The sequence below is a fragment of the Streptomyces sp. T12 genome, from assembly GCF_028736035.1.
GTDB lineage: Bacteria > Actinomycetota > Actinomycetes > Streptomycetales > Streptomycetaceae > Streptomyces.
Window position 1 is genome coordinate 4,511,222 of sequence record NZ_CP117866.1, and the last position, 15,172, is coordinate 4,526,393.

Annotated in this window: 15 protein-coding genes; 5 read left to right on the top strand and 10 right to left on the bottom strand. The window is 69.6% G+C overall.

All coding sequences use genetic code 11. The annotated features are described in order from the left end of the window. Window positions 1–55: 55 nt before the first annotated feature. The 3 genes from PBV52_RS19990 to PBV52_RS20000 all read right to left on the bottom strand — a co-directional run bounded on the left by PBV52_RS19990 (window position 56) and on the right by PBV52_RS20000 (window position 2,185). Window positions 56–337, bottom strand: coding sequence for a hypothetical protein (locus PBV52_RS19990; RefSeq protein WP_274239891.1), 282 nt, complete (start codon window positions 335–337; stop codon window positions 56–58). A 44-nt stretch (window positions 338–381) separates the two neighbouring features. Continuing rightward, a complete protein-coding gene (locus PBV52_RS19995; RefSeq protein WP_274239893.1) occupies window positions 382–726 on the bottom strand; it encodes a hypothetical protein in 345 nt (114 codons plus the stop codon). Window positions 727–799: 73 nt separating this feature from the next. Beyond that, window positions 800–2,185 carry an FAD-binding oxidoreductase gene (locus PBV52_RS20000; RefSeq protein WP_274239894.1) on the bottom strand — a complete coding sequence of 462 codons (1,386 nt, stop codon included), beginning with the start codon at window positions 2,183–2,185 and terminating at the stop codon, window positions 800–802. 354 nt (window positions 2,186–2,539) lie between these two features. Between PBV52_RS20000 and PBV52_RS20005 the strand changes: the two genes are divergently transcribed. Then, window positions 2,540–2,755 carry a hypothetical protein gene (locus PBV52_RS20005; protein WP_274239895.1) on the top strand — a complete coding sequence of 72 codons (216 nt, stop codon included), beginning with the start codon at window positions 2,540–2,542 and terminating at the stop codon, window positions 2,753–2,755. Between the two features lie 136 nt (window positions 2,756–2,891). On the opposite strand, the gene PBV52_RS20010 is transcribed toward PBV52_RS20005, so the two are convergent. The 3 genes from PBV52_RS20010 to PBV52_RS20020 form a co-directional block, all read right to left on the bottom strand. Continuing rightward, a complete protein-coding gene (locus PBV52_RS20010; RefSeq protein WP_274239896.1) occupies window positions 2,892–4,289 on the bottom strand; it encodes an FAD-binding oxidoreductase in 1,398 nt (465 codons plus the stop codon). A 518-nt stretch (window positions 4,290–4,807) separates the two neighbouring features. After that, window positions 4,808–5,365 (bottom strand): hypothetical protein, encoded by a 558-nt coding sequence (locus PBV52_RS20015; RefSeq protein WP_274239897.1) that lies wholly within the window; start codon window positions 5,363–5,365, stop codon window positions 4,808–4,810. 73 nt (window positions 5,366–5,438) lie between these two features. Further along, window positions 5,439–6,434: an Lrp/AsnC family transcriptional regulator gene (locus tag PBV52_RS20020; RefSeq protein ID WP_274239898.1), complete on the bottom strand. Its 996-nt coding sequence runs from the start codon at window positions 6,432–6,434 to the stop codon at window positions 5,439–5,441. Window positions 6,435–6,559: 125 nt separating this feature from the next. On the opposite strand from PBV52_RS20020, the gene PBV52_RS20025 reads away from it, so the two are divergent. The 3 genes from PBV52_RS20025 to PBV52_RS20035 all read left to right on the top strand — a co-directional run bounded on the left by PBV52_RS20025 (window position 6,560) and on the right by PBV52_RS20035 (window position 10,029). Further along, the gene (locus tag PBV52_RS20025) at window positions 6,560–6,778 is read left to right on the top strand and encodes a hypothetical protein (RefSeq protein WP_274239899.1); all 219 of its coding nucleotides are present in this window, start codon (window positions 6,560–6,562) and stop codon (window positions 6,776–6,778) included. A 124-nt stretch (window positions 6,779–6,902) separates the two neighbouring features. Beyond that, window positions 6,903–8,222, top strand: a complete 1,320-nt coding sequence (locus tag PBV52_RS20030) for a hypothetical protein (protein ID WP_274239900.1) — start codon at window positions 6,903–6,905, stop codon at window positions 8,220–8,222. Between the two features lie 160 nt (window positions 8,223–8,382). Further along, window positions 8,383–10,029: an MFS transporter gene (locus PBV52_RS20035; protein ID WP_373921887.1), complete on the top strand. Its 1,647-nt coding sequence runs from the start codon at window positions 8,383–8,385 to the stop codon at window positions 10,027–10,029. Window positions 10,030–10,763: 734 nt separating this feature from the next. Here the strand turns inward: PBV52_RS20035 and PBV52_RS20040 are convergent. Continuing rightward, complete coding sequence (locus PBV52_RS20040) at window positions 10,764–13,211, bottom strand: SpoIIE family protein phosphatase (RefSeq protein ID WP_274239901.1); 2,448 nt, start codon at window positions 13,209–13,211, stop codon at window positions 10,764–10,766. Between the two features lie 543 nt (window positions 13,212–13,754). On the opposite strand from PBV52_RS20040, the gene PBV52_RS20045 reads away from it, so the two are divergent. Then, window positions 13,755–14,009, top strand: coding sequence for a helix-turn-helix domain-containing protein (locus tag PBV52_RS20045; RefSeq protein WP_274239902.1), 255 nt, complete (start codon window positions 13,755–13,757; stop codon window positions 14,007–14,009). 274 nt (window positions 14,010–14,283) lie between these two features. Here PBV52_RS20045 and PBV52_RS20050 read toward each other — a convergent pair whose 3' ends face one another. Genes PBV52_RS20050 through PBV52_RS20060 form a run of 3 tightly spaced genes read right to left on the bottom strand, consistent with a single transcriptional unit; the run spans window position 14,284 to window position 15,130 of the window. Further along, window positions 14,284–14,451, bottom strand: coding sequence for a hypothetical protein (locus PBV52_RS20050; RefSeq protein WP_274239903.1), 168 nt, complete (start codon window positions 14,449–14,451; stop codon window positions 14,284–14,286). Window positions 14,452–14,486: 35 nt separating this feature from the next. Beyond that, window positions 14,487–14,795, bottom strand: coding sequence for a hypothetical protein (locus PBV52_RS20055; RefSeq protein WP_274239905.1), 309 nt, complete (start codon window positions 14,793–14,795; stop codon window positions 14,487–14,489). Next, the gene (locus PBV52_RS20060; protein WP_274239907.1) at window positions 14,795–15,130 is read right to left on the bottom strand and encodes a hypothetical protein; all 336 of its coding nucleotides are present in this window, start codon (window positions 15,128–15,130) and stop codon (window positions 14,795–14,797) included. Before PBV52_RS20060 ends, PBV52_RS20055 begins: the two co-directional genes overlap by 1 nt. Between the last annotated feature and the right edge of the window lie 42 nt (window positions 15,131–15,172).

Sequence of the window (15,172 nt, forward strand, 5' to 3'; positions counted from 1 at the left end):
ACACCGAGCGCCCGCACTCCGCCCTCGACCACCTGCCGCCCAGGCTGGCTAGCCGCTACGGGATCAGAGAGTTGTGAAGTTCGACGATCGACGTGTCGAACGGCGGTGCCCCGAGGTCCTTCGCCGCGGGGATGATCGACTCCTCCAGGAAGCGCCGGAACGCGTCTTCCGACTCCCAGACATCGATGACCTGCCAGCCACCCGCTTCGCGGGCCGAGGCGAAGTGGGCGATGAGCCCGGCGGGCGGATTCGTACGGTCCGGAATCACACGGTCGAAGGTTGCCTGGTAAAGCTCTTTGTTCCAGTCCGCACCCTGGTTGTGCACCAAAACAGTCATCTCAGGTTCCTCGATTCACGCTCGAAGACCGCCTATACACGACGCTACGTCCACACGCCGCAACCAGCGAGCGGGGTACTACGCGGCGGAAGCGCCCGTGCCCCGCGACGTCGCCTCGGACAGCCGCGGGTAGAACGCGAGTAGAAGAAGTAGAAGAAGCCACTGCCGATTTGCGGATCCCAGCCGCGGATCGGCCGGCCGGGCTTCAGGATCGACAGCGTCGGTACGCCGCCACTGCCCAGCCAGAAGTGGACGTCCCGCATACGGCTGTGCCGGCTGCCCACCGGGCAGGGCGCGGGCATGCACTCGTCCGGCAGGATCGGCAGGCCGTTCGAGTCCTTGCCCGGAATGTCTCGCCCGGCCTCGGGGGCACCGGAATGTTCTGCCACGTGTCGAAGGGGTGGATGCTGCGCTCGCGCACGGACCAGTCGGCCCGTTCGACGCATGGTTGTCGGCGCGGCTCTACGAGCCGTCCCGCGCTGTCGCCAGTGGGGCGAGGGCCGGGTCGATGTTCTGGTTGTGCCGGAACACGTTCTCGGGATCGTAGATCCGTTTGATCCGCGCCAGCTCTCGGTACGTCGCCTCACCGTAGGCCGCAAGGACGCGCTCCTGGCCCTCGTTTCCGAGGAAGTTCACGTACACGCCGACCTGGTGGGGCGCGACCGCGTGGAAGAAGTCGCGCACCCACGCTGTCTCCCGGTCGGTCACCGGCTCCTGGGGCAGCCACGCGCCGTCGATGTTGATGGCGTGGCCCGCGTTGCGGTGCGGGTAGGCTGTGCCGTCCTCGGGCACCCGGGCGATCGCGCCGCCGAGCTGGAAGACGAGCGTGTACGAGCGAGGTGAGGCGATCCGGGCGGTGTGCTCGACCAGCACGTCGATCAGGTCGTCGTCCAGTACCGCCACCTCGCTGGACTTCCAGTAGTAGTGCCAGCCGTGCGGCACCGTCGGGTCCAGCAGCGCCTGGTGCTCGGGATAGGGCCGCAACCCGGTCAGGTCGGCCAGCGGACGCCCGTACGAGCGCAGCGGTGCCAGCACGGCGGTTCCGGCCTCCGGCGGGCCGCACCAACAGGAGTTGATCGCACACACCAGACGGCCGTGCAGCGTCTCCGGCAGGGCGGGCAGCGGCGGGGCCTTGCGCAGAGCGACGATCGTGGTCAGCTCGTCGGGCGCCTCTGCGATCCAGTCCCGGTAGTGGCGCAGCAGGCCGGGGGCGTCTTCCAGGGGCCACAGCACCGGCCCGCCGAGTACCTCGGTGACCGGGTGCAGCCGGTACCGGAAAGAGGTCACCACGCCGAAGTTGCCACCACCGCCGCGCAGGGCCCACAGCAGCCGAGGGTGGTCATCGGTGGTGAGCCGTCCTCCGTCGGCGGTCACCAGCTCGGCGTGGAGCAGGTTGTCCGCGGTCAGCCCGTGGGCGCGCATCAGCCAGCCGATCCCGCCGCCCAGCGTCAGGCCGGCGATGCCGGTGTGGGTGACGATCCCGCCCGTGGTCGCCAGGCCGAACCGGTGCGTGGCCTGGTCCAGCTCGCCCCACAGCACCCCGCCCGCCGCGGTCGCCGACCGGGTGCGTGGATCGACGCGGACGGTGCGCATCCCGCTCAGGTCGGCGACGAGCCCGCCGTCGCACACCGCGGTGCCGCCGACGCCATGCCCGCCGCCGCGCACCGACAGTGGCAAACCGCGCTCGCGGGCGCACCGGACCACCGCCTGGACGTCGGCCGCGTCGCCACAGCGGGCGATCGCTGCCGGCCGCCGGTCGATCGCACCGTTCCACAGTGCCCGCGCCCCGTCGTACTCCGTATCGCGAGGAGTGATGAGCTGCCCCGCGAAGCCCTGGATCTCTCGCATCGTCATCGTCCTCCGCCCGCTCCGTCCGGCCCCCCACATATCCACCCTCCTCGCCCCGCAGCGCCCACGAAAGTCCAGGATCTGGACCAGCTCGGCGGATTGAGCGCCGGCTCTCCAGAAGAAGACGTGGCATACCCCCGGATCAAAGACCGAGACCAGGAACGGGCCAGGGACTGACCTGCCAACCGCTGACAAGCCGGAGACGAGGATGATGGCCGTATGACCGCACCTGACCTGCACACTCCCGGGCGTGCTCGCCGCCTTCGGCTACTTGGCCTTACGGGCGCATTTGTATGCGCCGCACTCGCCGCGCTGCTGTGGCTGGGCGCTGATGCCGTCGCGACAAAGCGGTGTATGGACGACGGCTATGGGCTCGGTGTTCCAGGTGGGGGCATCTCCATGACCGAGGAGGGCTGCGTCATCACCGTCCCGACCACCACCTCTGGTGTGGTCAGCGGAGCGCCCCCCACCCTCGATGAACCGATAGCGATGGTCGCGCTGCTCGCGGGTCTGGCTGGTGCCGTACCGCCCGGCGTCTGCCTCTGGCTGTCCACCCGGAACCCGCGCTGACCTTTGTCACCAAGGGTGCCGCTTCCTCGACTCCGCCCAGGCCCCGTCTGCGAGCCTGGGCGGACACCACCACGTCTCATAACCCCGGCCCACAGGACCCGGAGGAAGCATGACCCGCCCGAGCAACATGTGCCTTTCACCCACTGGGTGAGATGTTCGCGTTCAGCCGGAAGAAGTTGGCGGGGTCGTGCTCGTTCTTGAGGGCCACCAGCCGTTCATAGTTGTCGCCGTAGGCAGCCCGTACTCGGTCCTCGCCTTCCTCCCCCAAGTTGTTCACATACTCGGCTCCGACTGAGAAGCGGCTCATCATGTCCCACCACTGCCGTGCCCATTGCTTGTGCACTTCCATTTCCCGGGGATCCGTCCATACCGACGCGGCGAAGTTGTCGTATTGCGCGTTCCGGTGGCGGAAGGCCGTTTCGGATGGCGAGACGCGGCTGACGGCGCCGCCGTACTGCTGAAAGACGATGAGGGACCGGGGAGAGGGAGCGCCGGCGAAGTGGTCCACGGTGGCATCGATCGCGTCGTCGGCGATCTCCTCGAGGAAGTGGGACTTCCAGTAGTAGTGGAGGCCGATAGGGAAGAAGGCGTCGCCAGCGGCTTGCAGTTCCGTGTAGGCAACGGGCCCGACCTGGTCGGCAAGGGGTGGGCCGGACCGTCGGAGCGGCTCCAGCACCCGCTCGCCCTGCTCCATCGATCCGGCGTAAAAGACGGAGATGGCAAGCACCGGGTCGCCGTCGGGTGAGGTCAGGAAGAAAGCGTCAGCGGTCAGCTCGTCCGGGGCCGAACGCGAGTACTCGTAACAGAACTTGAGTGCCGCCTTCGCCCGCTCCAAGGGGTGGACGACGACGCCTCCGAGCACTTCTGGACCCACGGGGTGGAGCTGAAACTCAAGCGAGGTCGCGACACCGAAATTCGCGCCGGCGCCCCGCACGCCCCAGAAGAGGTCGGAGTTCTCCGCGGCGCTGGTTCTCAGCACGTGACCACCGGCGGTGACGACGTCGGCGGACAGCAGGTTGTCGCAAGCGAGACCATATTTCCGGGCGAGCCGGCCCACGCCGCCACCGAGTGTCAGCCCAGCGACGCCCGTATGGGTGACGACGCCCGCCGTCGTGGCCAGGCCCGACAGTTGTGTGGCACTGTCCAGTTCTCCGAGCGTCGCACCGCCTTCGACCCGGGCCGTCCGGTTGACAGAATCGACTGCAACGCTGCGCATCCGTGACAGATCGATCATCAGGCCACCGACGCACACCGCTTTGCCCGCGATGTTGTGGCCGCCTCCGCGCACGGAAACAAGCAGATCGTGTTCCCGGGCAAAGGCCACGGCCGCTGCGACGTCGGTGGTCCCGGCGCAGCGGGCAATCAGCGCAGGCCGGTGGTCGATCATGCCGTTCCAGACTCTGCGGGTCTCGTCGTATGTGTCATCGCCGGGGCAGAGCAGTTCTCCACGCAGGCTCTCCGCCAACCCCTGAGCAGCCGATTCCTTGAGCACAATCCGGCCGCCCGTCCTCGTACTCACCTCAAGCCGAGACATGACGCCCCTCCATGGATCTTCCGGGATGTCGAGTGGTCAGCAGGGTGGGACGGCGACCAGGCGGCGGGTAGCGTGCGGGCACCTCCCAGCAGTCGAGCAGCCACGGCCCCCAGGCCATCCGGCACGCACACGGTGCGGACCTCCCGCACCAGTACAAGCCGACCAGCCTGCGAGCGCCGACGCATCTCAGAATCGCCCTGACAGGTGAACGAAACCCGAGGACCCGCCAACTGACCTGGACGGACCCGCCACGGCCGCCGAATGCGTGAGCGGCGCGTGAGCGGACGCGGTAACAGGAGCCGTTCTGAGCCGGAAAGCGGGTCCTGCCGCGCGGCGCTGATCAGGCAGAACAGCACCACGCGGCATACACGAGCACCTCCCGTCAGGGATTCGATCCCACTCCTAAAGCGGGTGTCGCAGGTTCGAATCCTGCCGGGGCACTTCGGCCTCGGACTCCTCGTCCGGGGCCGTTCGCGTGAGCGGACGGAGAGTTGATCTCCCGAATATCGCCCAACGGCTCAGGACCATCCGACACGGCCTCCGGGCCGGGCCTCTACCTGTCGTCGGGCTCTGGCTCCGCTTCCGGGGCGCCGCTCTCGGAGGTGGCGCGGGCGGGCGGCGGACGAGCCGAGCAGCGGCCTCAGCGATCGCCAGATCCGTCTCTGGAGCCGGACCGGTGGGAGGTCGATCTCCTCGTACAGCTCGATGAACCGCCGTGTGACGTTGGCGAGTTGGAGCAGCTCGCCGTTCTCCTGGGTGAAGACCCGGCCGGTCTCCACCCAGGCGCTCTCCCACTCACTACGGTCCTTGTCCTGCTGGGCGCGGTGCCGTCGCAGGGCCCGGACCGTGTCGGAGTCCAGCGCGATGGTGCGCGCGCCGGTGTCGGTCTTGGGGTCGTCCTCGTAGACCTCCCAGCCGTCCACGACGAGTTGCTTGGCGACGGTGTTGAGACCTGCGTCCAGGTTGGTGTCGGTCCACTTCTGCCCGCACGCCTCGCCCCGTCGCAGTCCGCGGAACGCGATCAGGTGGAACAGTGCGTACAGGCAGTCATCCTCGCGCAGGCCCGGGCTGTCCATGCGCGGCCCGCAGGACGAGCCGGCCTGCCACACGCCGCACAGCGGGAGTGCGACCCACCCGCTGTGTCGGCTCCTACCCGGGCGTCGGATGTACGAGGCGGCCGTGGAAGATGAGTGAGGCGGCCTGTTTCAGGCGGCGGACGCGGATGCTGACCTCGTAGGCGTCGATGCCGTCGATGGCAGCGACGTGGGTGGTGAGGTAGCGGTAGAAGTCCTCGGCGTCGCGGCAGATGACGCTGACCATCAGGTTGTGCCGGCCGCTGATGGCGCCGGCGAAGGCGACCTCGGCGTGCCGGGCGAGTTCCTCGCCGGCCTGTTTGAGGCGGGCGGGGGCGACGCGCAGCCAGAGGGTGGCGTTGAGGGCGTGGCCCAGGCGCTCGGGCAGCAGTTCCACGTCGTAGAAGAGCGTGCCGGAAGTCTCCAGGGCCTCCAGGCGACGGGCGACGCGCGCGTTGGACCAGCCGGTGAGCTCGGCGAGGCGGGTGTGGGTGGTGCGGCCGTCCTCGGCGAGGGCGTCCAGCAGCGGGGTGTCCTCGTCCGTAGGGGGCCGCGGCGGCCCCGCGGGGGTGGGTGGCCGGTCACCGGTGAGCTGCCGTACCTGGTCGGGGGTGAGGCCGGCGCCGTAGCCGGTCCATTCACTGGTGCCGGTCTCGCCGAAGGGGTGCAGGAGCAGGTCGATGCTGACGTCGAGGACGGAAGCCGAGCGGGGCAGCTGGCGCAGCAGGACGTCGTCGCGCTGAGCCTCGACGGGGGAGCGGATCATGCAGATGATCTCCGAGCCGCCGGAGGCGAGGTTGGCGTAGGCGATGTCCGGCCGCTTGGCCAGGGAGTCCGCCAGGGGCCCGACCCGGTCGGGGCGGGAACGGACGCGGGCCACCCAATGGGCCTGCCCGTACACCGCAGGGTTGACCAGGCCGATCACCCGCATCACCCCGCTGCGGCGCAGCGCATGGTAGCGGCGGGCGGCGGTCTGCTCCGACACGCCCGTCACCTCGCCGATGCGCCGGAACGGGGCGCGGGGCGCGCATTGGAGTGCGTGGAGGATTTTCCTGTCCACATCGTCGTTCACGGAGAGAGTCTGCCATCCAGTGGGATCGGTGTAGAGGTTTTTGTTCGTCTCGGGCTGCAAAGTTCATGGTCGGAGGCGGTGAGGCGGATGCTGGGGCGTGTCCTCAGGGAAAGGACGTGACTCCCATGAGCACGCGGTTGGTACCGGCGGTGGCCTGCCTCGGCACGTTCGTCTTACTGATGCACCTGACCACGGCGGGTGTGGGGCGACCCCACCAGGCGGCGTCGCGCACCGGTGCCTCCCGCATCCAGCGGGTTGTCGGTGACGTGGCTCCGGTGCCGGCGGCGGTGCTTGCGGGCGTCTGCGGGTCGGCTGTCCGGCGGGGTGTCGCTGCCGCTCCCTGACCGGCCCGGAGCGCCCTCCTCACATCCCCCGGGCGCTCCGGGCCATGAAGCGGCGCTGTGCCGACGAGCCGACCGCACCACGACACACGAGCTGCGCCTGATCCCCAGAGAGGCATCCGTCCCCGTGCACTTCACCGTCGACGCCTTCCGCTCGACACCCCCGTTCGACATCCTCGCCAAGCTCTTCGGGCAGCCGGAGCACACCGACTGGCTCGACGAGAGCCTGTCGTGGAAGCAGACCTGTTACATCGGTGACTGGTCGTTCCTGCCGCAGACCCGCTTCCGCGGTCCCGGCGTGCCCGAGCTGTTCTCGGGCATCTCTGTCAACTCCTTCCGGAAGTTCCCGCTGGGCACCTCCAAGCACGTCGTGCATACCAACACGCACGGCCATGTCATGAGCGAGGGCATCCTGACCCGGCTGGACGAGGAGGACTACGTCTTCCATGGGCCGGGCGGCGACTGGGCCCGGTACAACCTTGAGCACGGCGACTTCAAGGCCACCGCCGAGGACGAGGACTGGTTCGTGTACCAGGTCTCCGGCCCCGCCTCGATCCCGCTGCTGCTGGAACTCACCGGCGACGAGCGGCTGCTGGACACCCCGTACATGCATGCGGTGCCCACCACCCTCGCCGGGCACCGCGTCTGGGCGCTGCGGCAGGGCATGGCCGGCGAGGTCGGGTTCGAGTTGCAGGGCCCGCGCGACATCGGCGGCGCCGTGTACGACGCGGTCGTTCAGGCCGGGCAGAAGTACGGCATCCGCCGCCTGGGCAACCGGGCCGCGCCCATCAACCACCTGGAGAACGCGGTTCCCACCCGGAACCTGGATTACCTGCCCGCCTTGTACGAGCCCGAGCAGGCCGACTTCCTGGCCCACCTGCTCAGCTCGCCCTGGCACATCCCGCGGGCGTTCATCGCCGGCAGCTTCCAGGGCGAGTCGCTGCACGACTACTACCGCGATCCGGTCGAGCTCGGCTGGACCAGGCAGATCAGCTTCGACCACACCTTCCTCGGCGATGCCGTCCTCAAGGAGCGGCTGGCCGAGCCCGCGCGGGTGCTGCGCACCCTGGTGTGGAACAGCGACGACGTCCTCGACGTACACCGCTCGCTGTACGGCGACGGCCCGCACCATACCTTCATGGACATGCCCCGCGACCTGCGCGGCCACCTTTGGATGGACCGAGTGGAGCGCGACGGCGTCCTTGCCGGCACGGCCACCTCGCGCGGCTACAGCTACTACTTCCGCAAGATGCTCTCCCTGGCCGTGCTGAACGTCGCCGACGCCGAGATCGGCACGCAGGTCGAGGTCGCCTGGGGTAATCCCGGCGACCCGGTCAAGCTCATCCGGGCCACCGTCGCCAAGGCCCCCTTCAAACGCGTCCGTTCGCGCGCCGAGCTCCACGCCCACCTGGCCGCGTACCGGGCCGAGTCCGAACCGGCCGCGTAAGCCGCGGAGAACCCCACCCACCGACGCCTGCGGGACGCCACCGGCAACATCCCGCAGGTCAGGGCTGCCCGCCCCCGGCACGGCAGCCCCCGTGCACCAACCTCTGCCCCACCCAACCGACCGCGGCACACCACGCCGCACGGGAGAAAGCGGAATTTCCGTGAACGCCACCACAACGGCGATCAGGCCGACCGACCGGCGGGCGGCCACCATCGTCATGGCCTGCCTCGGTGTGTTCGTCGCCTACCTGCCGATCACCACGGTCGCCGTCAGCCTGCCCGCCATCCAGCGGGCACTGCACACCTCGACCGCCCAACTGTCCTGGGTCCAGGACGCGTTCGTCCTGCCCATGGCCGCCTTCATCCTCACCGCGGGCGTCTTCGGTGACGTCCACGGCCGCAAGAAGGTCTTCCAGGCGGGCCTGTTCTGCTGTGCCGCCGGGGCGGCGGTCGCCCTGTGCGCGCACAACATCCAGACCCTGTGGGCCGGGCAGGCCCTGGCCGGTCTGGGCTCGGCCGCGCTGCTGCCCACCACGCTGGCGCTGATCAGCCACGCGGTGCCCGACTTCCGCGAGCGCGGGAAGTTCATCGGCATGTGGGCCATGGCCATGCTCGCGGCGCTGGCCGTCGGCCCGGTCATCGCCGGCGTCATCCTCGACCACTTCGCCTGGCGCTGGATCTACCTGCTGTCCGTCCCCCTCGCGCTGGTCGCGATGGCCGTCGCCGCCCCGCTGCTGACCGACTCGCGTGCCCCGCACGGACGCAAGCTCGACTGGCCCGGCCAGATCACCGCGGCAGTCGCCGTCACCGCCCTGGTCTACGGCGTGATCGAGGGCGGCGCCGACTCCTTCACCGCCACCAAGGTGGTCGCCGCCCTGGCGCTGGGCGTCGTCGCGCTGATTGCGTTCGTCGTGGTGGAGAAGCGCAGCGCCAGCCCGATGCTGGACCTGGCGGTGTTCCGCAGCGCGGCCTTCACCGCAACCGCCCTGGTCGCCCTGATCACGTTCCTCGGCCTGATCGGCTTCTTCTTCGTCCTCAGCCTGTACTTCGGCATGGTGCAGCAGCTCGGCACGCTGGAGGCGGGCGCGCGGCTGCTGCTGGTCCCGGTCGCCGCGATCGTGGCCGGAGCCCCGGCTGGACGGCTCATGCACCGCGTCCCGACGCGCTGGATGATCAGCGTCGGTCTGCTCCTGATCGCCGGCTCCCTGCTGGCCATGACCAACCTCGACACCGACACCTCCTACGGCTCCATCGCCTGGCGGCTGATCACGCTGGGCATCGGCATCGGCCTCGTCACCACCCCGATGACGGCCACCGCCGTCGCCGCCGTGCCGCACCATCTGGCGGGCATGGCCTCGGCCGCCAACAACGCCTTCCGCCAGGTCGGCGGCGCGCTCGGCCCGGCCGTCCTCGGAGCCCTGCTGTCCACCCGAGCCGTGCGCACCCTGCCCGGCCACCTCGCCGACGCCGGTGTGACCGGCAGCCAGGCCCACACCATCGTGTCCACCGCCAAGGAGGGCGGCCTGGGCGCGGTCGCCGGGATGAACCTCGGCTCCACGGCCAACCAGGTCTACGGCGCCTTGGGCGACTCCCTCCTCGACGGCCTGCGGCTGTGCCTCATCGTGGCCGCCACTCTGGCCCTGATAGCCGCGGTGTGCGCGGTCGTCCTGCTGCGCCGCCCCAAGCAGCAGACCAGGACCGGCGCAGCGCGGACCGCAGGAGTGGCACCACACCCCCACCCGGACGCCTCCGCCGGGAACGCCCAGGCGGCGGGCACCGCCCAGCCCATGAGGCTCCGCCGCAACTGACCGGGCGGCAAGGAGAGGGGCATCGCCCGCGCCGGTCACACGAGTCGCGGACGATGCCCCTCCCCCTGCGATGGGTCCGGCAGCCACGTGTCGACAGAGCCCGAGAGCAGAAACGATGCACATCATCAAGCAGATGACGGGATACGCAGGACCAGCGTTTCCGGCGCCGCCGGCCGGTCGAACGCGAGCCCTACACGCCTGGCTACGGACCGCCGTGCCTGCTCCGCCGCAGGTGAGAACGCCCCACACGCGTGAGCGATGCGTGAGCGGACGGCGTGAGACGAGCCGTCACACGCCGGTCCTTCCCCTCATGCCGAAATGCGCTGACCAGGCAGAACCACACCACATAGCACCATCAGGCACCCCCCGGCAAGGGTCCGACCCCACTCCTAAAGCGGGTGTCGCAGGTTCGAATCCTGCCGGGGGCACGACGCGTTACGCCACTGACCTGGGGCTTCTCCCCCGGGGAGGCGTTCTATTCGGCCTCGGACTCCTCGTCCGGGGCCGTTTGCGTGAGGGCACGGGTCGCCCCGGCCCCGACGTTTCTCCGGAGTGCAGGGCACCACAGGCTTCGCGCCAGGACCTTGGGCCTCGTCGGGCTCGGGCGCGGCGTTCGCGCGGGTGGCGCGTGCACGCGGTGCGCGGCAAGAGCAGGTGTCTGGCCCGACTGCCATGACCGTTCCGGGCTGGGTGGCGCGGAGGGATGGACGGCGGCCGCAGGCGGTCGGGCACCGTCATGACCGCTCGTCCTGAAGGCCGATCTCGGCCCAGATCGATTTCCCTCCAGCCCGGTGGCGTGTGCCCCAACGCTCGGCGAACTGAGCGACGAGCAGCAGACCGCGCCCGCCCTCGTCGAACATGCGCGCTCGCCGCATGTGCGGGGCGGTGCTGCTGCCGTCGGAGACCTCGCAGATGAGCGCGGTGTCGCGGATCAGGCGCAGCTGAACGGGAGGGGTGCCGTAGCGGATCGCGTTGGTGACCAGTTCGCTCACCACCAGCTCGGCGGTGAAGACCACCTCGTGCAGTCCCCAGTCGGCGAGGCGACGGGAGACCTTGTCACGGGCGTCGGCCACGGCGGCCGGGTCGGAAGGCAGCTCCCAGGTGGCCACCTGGCCCGCGTCGAGGGCTCGGGTGCGGGCGATGAGCAGTGCGACATCGTCCGACGGTTGTGCGGGGAGCAGGCTGCGGACCACGTCGTCGCAGGTTTCCTCCAGCGAGTGAGCGGGCCGCTCCAGGCGCCGACGCAGCAGCGCCATGCCCCTGCCGAGGTCGTGTTCGGGGACCTGGACGAGGCCGTCTGTGTACAGCGCGAGGAGGCTGCCCTGGGGCACCTCCCATTCGACCGCTTCGAAAGGCAGCCCGCCCACTCCCAGCGGAGGGCCGACGGGAAGATCGATGAACTCGGCCTTGCCGTCGGGAGTGATCACGGCGGGCGGGGGGTGGCCTGCACCGACGGCGGCGCAGCGGCGCGAGACCGGGTCGTAGACCAGATACAGACATGTGGCGATGAGATCGGTGACGGTCTCGAGCTCGGGATCCGTTTCCGCGTCCTCCTCCACCCTGAGGTGGGTGACCAGGTCGTCGAGATGGACGAGGAGCTCCTCGGGGGGCAGGTCGACGTCCGCCAGCGTGCGTACCGCGGTCCGCAGCCGCCCCATGGTGGCGGACGCGCGCAGGCCATGGCCCACCACGTCTCCGACGACCAGGGCGACCCGGGCGCCCGACAGCGGGATCACATCGAACCAGTCGCCGCCCAGCCCTGCCCGGGACCGGGCCGGGAGGTAGCGGTAGGCCACCTCCACGGCTTCCTGGGCGTCGAGCCGCTGGGGCAGCAGGCTTCGTTGCAGGGCCAGCGCGGTGGTCCGCTCGCGGGTGAACCGTCGGGCGTTGTCCACGGCCACGGCAGCGCGTGCGGCAATCTCCTCGGCGAGGAGCAGATCGTCCTCGTCGAAGGAGTCCCGGCGGCGGTGGCGGACGAGTACGGCGACGCCGAGCGTGATGCCGCGGGCGCGCAGCGGGATGACCATGATCGAATGCATCCCGAAGTCGCGGACCTTCCTCGCGCGCTCGGGGTCGGCGACCTGCCAGCTCTCGATGGCCTCGTCCAGGGTGCGGTGCAGCGACGCCCGCCCCGTGGCCAGGCAGCGGGCGGGGGGTGAGGACTCCGGGTAGTAGTCCACCTCGCCCGGCTGGATCAGCGCCTCAGGGATGCCGGGGAGGACGGACCGCTGCGCGGCGCGGCGCAGCGCGACGGAGCCCGTGACGGACGGACTGGGCTCGACGCCGCGGAACAGCTCGTCCAGCAGGTCGATGCTGATGAAGTCGGCGAGCCGCCCCACCGCCACATCGGCCATCTCCTGGGCCGTGCGCGTCACGTCGAGGGTGCTGCCCACCTGTTCGCTGACGTCGTTCAGCAGGACGAGCCGCTCCCGGGCCCGGTGCTGTTCGGTGACGTCGAGCGCGATGAGCTGCACATGTCGCACCTGTCCTGCCGGGGTCCTCACGGGGGAAGCGGATACGGCCCAGTACCTCTCGCGCGCTCCGCGCCGCGGCCGGCCATGCACCTGGAACCGCTCCGGTTCTCCCGTCTCGAACACCCTGCGCATGCCCTCTTCGACCGTGGTACAGATGTGGGGAGGCAGGATGTCGGTGACGCGCCGACCGCGTATCTGCTCCTGCGTGAGGCCCAGTTCGCGGGTCGCGCCGACACTCCCGCGCAAGGCCCGCAACTCGGCGTCGTAGATCATCACAGGCAGGTGGGACTGAGCGAAGGCTTGCTCTGTCATCGCCTCGTCCTTGTGCGGACGTGGCTCCCGATACCGACTCGGCCGCTGTGGCGACGTGGCCACGATGAGCCACTGCGCGTTGCCCTCGCGGTCGAGTGACGCGTACGCCCGCAAATCGGCTTCCACGTGGTGGCCGCCCTGGTGCCTCAACCGGGTCGGCCCGCCTCGTCCCTCGACAACCGCGGAGAAATCCGCCATGACATCGGCTTTCCCGCCGAGCAGACGCGCCGCGGGAAGCCCTACGACGTCCTCGTACCGGTACCCGAGCACCCGCTGTGCGTCGGAACTCCACCCTGTCACGATCCCCCGCGCGTCGACGACTGCCGTGGCCGAGGTGACCTGATCCGGAAAGTGATGGAGTCCGTTTCCGAGGGGGCCGGCATTCTCCATGTCCATTCATCGCCCATCCTGCCCCCGGACTCTCGGGTCCGGGGGAGACTCAACAGAGACCGCAGGGCGGCGAAACGTCGTATCCGTCGCGTCGGCTCCTTTCTCACTTGTATCTCTCCTCGCGCTCGCACGCAGGTCGACGGGCGGCACGGAACGGATTCAGCACACATCAGGACGGGAAACCCCGTGAACAGGCGAGAACCACGGAGGGGTGTTTTCCCGAGCCAGACGCTCTGCGACCGACGTTTCCGCAGGTCACCGCCTTGATCAGAAAAGACTCCTAAAGCGGGTGTCGCAGGTTCGAATCCTGCCGGGGGCACACCTGTGATCAGGGCTAAGGCCCCGGAACTTCCAGGTCAGGGAGGTCCGGGGTCTTTCTCGTGCCCCGCATGCCCACTCTGGCTACACACTCACTACGGCCTGGATACACCCTCACTACGAGAGTTGATCTCCTAAATACCTCCTAACCGATCATGAGGTTTCCGCAGGCCAGCCCGGACACGAACAACCCCCGCACTCCCGTAGGAGGGCGGGGGTTGCCTGTGTCGGGTGACCACCGAGGAGGGGGGAGTGCGCGACCTGCCCGATGACGGCGACTGGCTTACCGAACGCCGCTACGCCATCGGCCAACGTCTTCGCACCGAGCGGCTCCGCCAGAACCTCACCCAGGACCAGGTGTGGCAGGCGGCCCGCATCGACCGACGCACGCTCCAGTACGTCGAGGCAGGCGAAGAGGCGAAGCTAGGCACTGTGCTCCGCATTGTGTGGGTCCTCAACATCTCGTTGGCCGACCTCGAGGGGTGACCCGCCGCCGACGACAGGGGGACGCGCGGCGGCGGGCCCGGCGGCCAACCTCGGGGTCGGATCGGCCGCGCTTCATCCCGCTACCGGCGCGATCGGCGGGCACCGGTAGCGGGGGCTCAGTAACGACGTATCGGACCTTGCGTTGTCTGGACCGGCACCTTCTTGCAGGACCGCTTGTGGAAATACACGGTCGTGCCAGGCCCAGACGGGGACGGGATGTTGTACGTCCTGTACGGCTCGCCGGACAGGATCGCCTTGTCGCAGTCTCCGCAGATCATGCCGTGCGCACTTCCTTGAAGACCTTTCGCCATTGCTGATACAGCAGTTCGGCAATCGAGCACGGCTGATGAAGGGCCGTGTCGCCCTGCCAGATCGGCTTGCAGGTGGGGCAGGCGTAGCAGTGGTCGCCGAGCGCGAAGAGCGCCTTCTGTGCCGAGGTCATCGCGAGTACTCCCTGAAGAGCTGATTCAGGACGCGTCAGGTGTCGCACGGATCACCGTCTTCACGCTGGCAGGTGGGGCAGGCGCGGGCGTGGATGGTGAGCTGCATGAGCGCCGCGACGGCCACACACGAGCGGCAGCCTCGCGGGTACCAGGTGACGCGCTCGCCTGCCCGGCTCGCCCTGCATGGGCCGAGGCTGACGGCGTTGCAGGGGGTGAGGAGCGCGGCGTCCCAGACGCAGGTGATGCCTCGCACCTGGCGTTCGGAGAGGGTGCCCAGGCGCGGGATGACGAGTAGGGCGACACCCTCGATGGGCGCCGTCCGATCTGGCGTGCGCGCGGTCATCAGCGTCCCTCCAGAGTTGTGCGCTGCAGGGCGCGCCCGATGCCGCACTCGGCGCGGCCGGCGGCGCATCGCGGGCAGCTGCGGGAGTGCACGTTGTAGACGCGCTCTGCTTCGCAGGAGACGCAGGAAATGCAGCCGCGGGGGAACATTTGGCCGCCGCCCGGGGCGGGGCGGGCGCCCAGGCTCCGGGCAGTCTCCGCGGTGAGGACGATGGCGCACCACGCGCAGTTCACGCCGCGGCGCTGGGCGTCCGACAGTGTCGACGTCTTGGGGAGCGGCAGGAGTTTCAGCGCCCCGGCGGCAGGTGGGGCCTGCTGGCTGTGGTCGCTGGGCATGCTCGCGGCTCCCCGGTCACGTGTGCTCTGTCTCACACACGT

Bases quoted from the DNA above. Each gene is read 5' to 3' on its own strand.
- PBV52_RS19990 (WP_274239891.1), bottom strand. From the start codon at position 337: ATGACTGTTTTGGTGCACAACCAGGGTGCGGACTGGAACAAAGAGCTT.
- PBV52_RS20000 (WP_274239894.1), bottom strand. From the start codon at position 2,185: ATGCGAGAGATCCAGGGCTTCGCGGGGCAGCTCATCACTCCTCGCGAT.
- PBV52_RS20005 (WP_274239895.1), top strand. From the start codon at position 2,540: ATGGACGACGGCTATGGGCTCGGTGTTCCAGGTGGGGGCATCTCCATG.
- PBV52_RS20010 (WP_274239896.1), bottom strand. From the start codon at position 4,289: ATGTCTCGGCTTGAGGTGAGTACGAGGACGGGCGGCCGGATTGTGCTC.
- PBV52_RS20015 (WP_274239897.1), bottom strand. From the start codon at position 5,365: ATGGACAGCCCGGGCCTGCGCGAGGATGACTGCCTGTACGCACTGTTC.
- PBV52_RS20025 (WP_274239899.1), top strand. From the start codon at position 6,560: ATGAGCACGCGGTTGGTACCGGCGGTGGCCTGCCTCGGCACGTTCGTC.
- PBV52_RS20040 (WP_274239901.1), bottom strand. From the start codon at position 13,211: ATGGACATGGAGAATGCCGGCCCCCTCGGAAACGGACTCCATCACTTT.
- PBV52_RS20050 (WP_274239903.1), bottom strand. From the start codon at position 14,451: ATGACCTCGGCACAGAAGGCGCTCTTCGCGCTCGGCGACCACTGCTAC.
- PBV52_RS20055 (WP_274239905.1), bottom strand. From the start codon at position 14,795: ATGACCGCGCGCACGCCAGATCGGACGGCGCCCATCGAGGGTGTCGCC.
- PBV52_RS20060 (WP_274239907.1), bottom strand. From the start codon at position 15,130: ATGCCCAGCGACCACAGCCAGCAGGCCCCACCTGCCGCCGGGGCGCTG.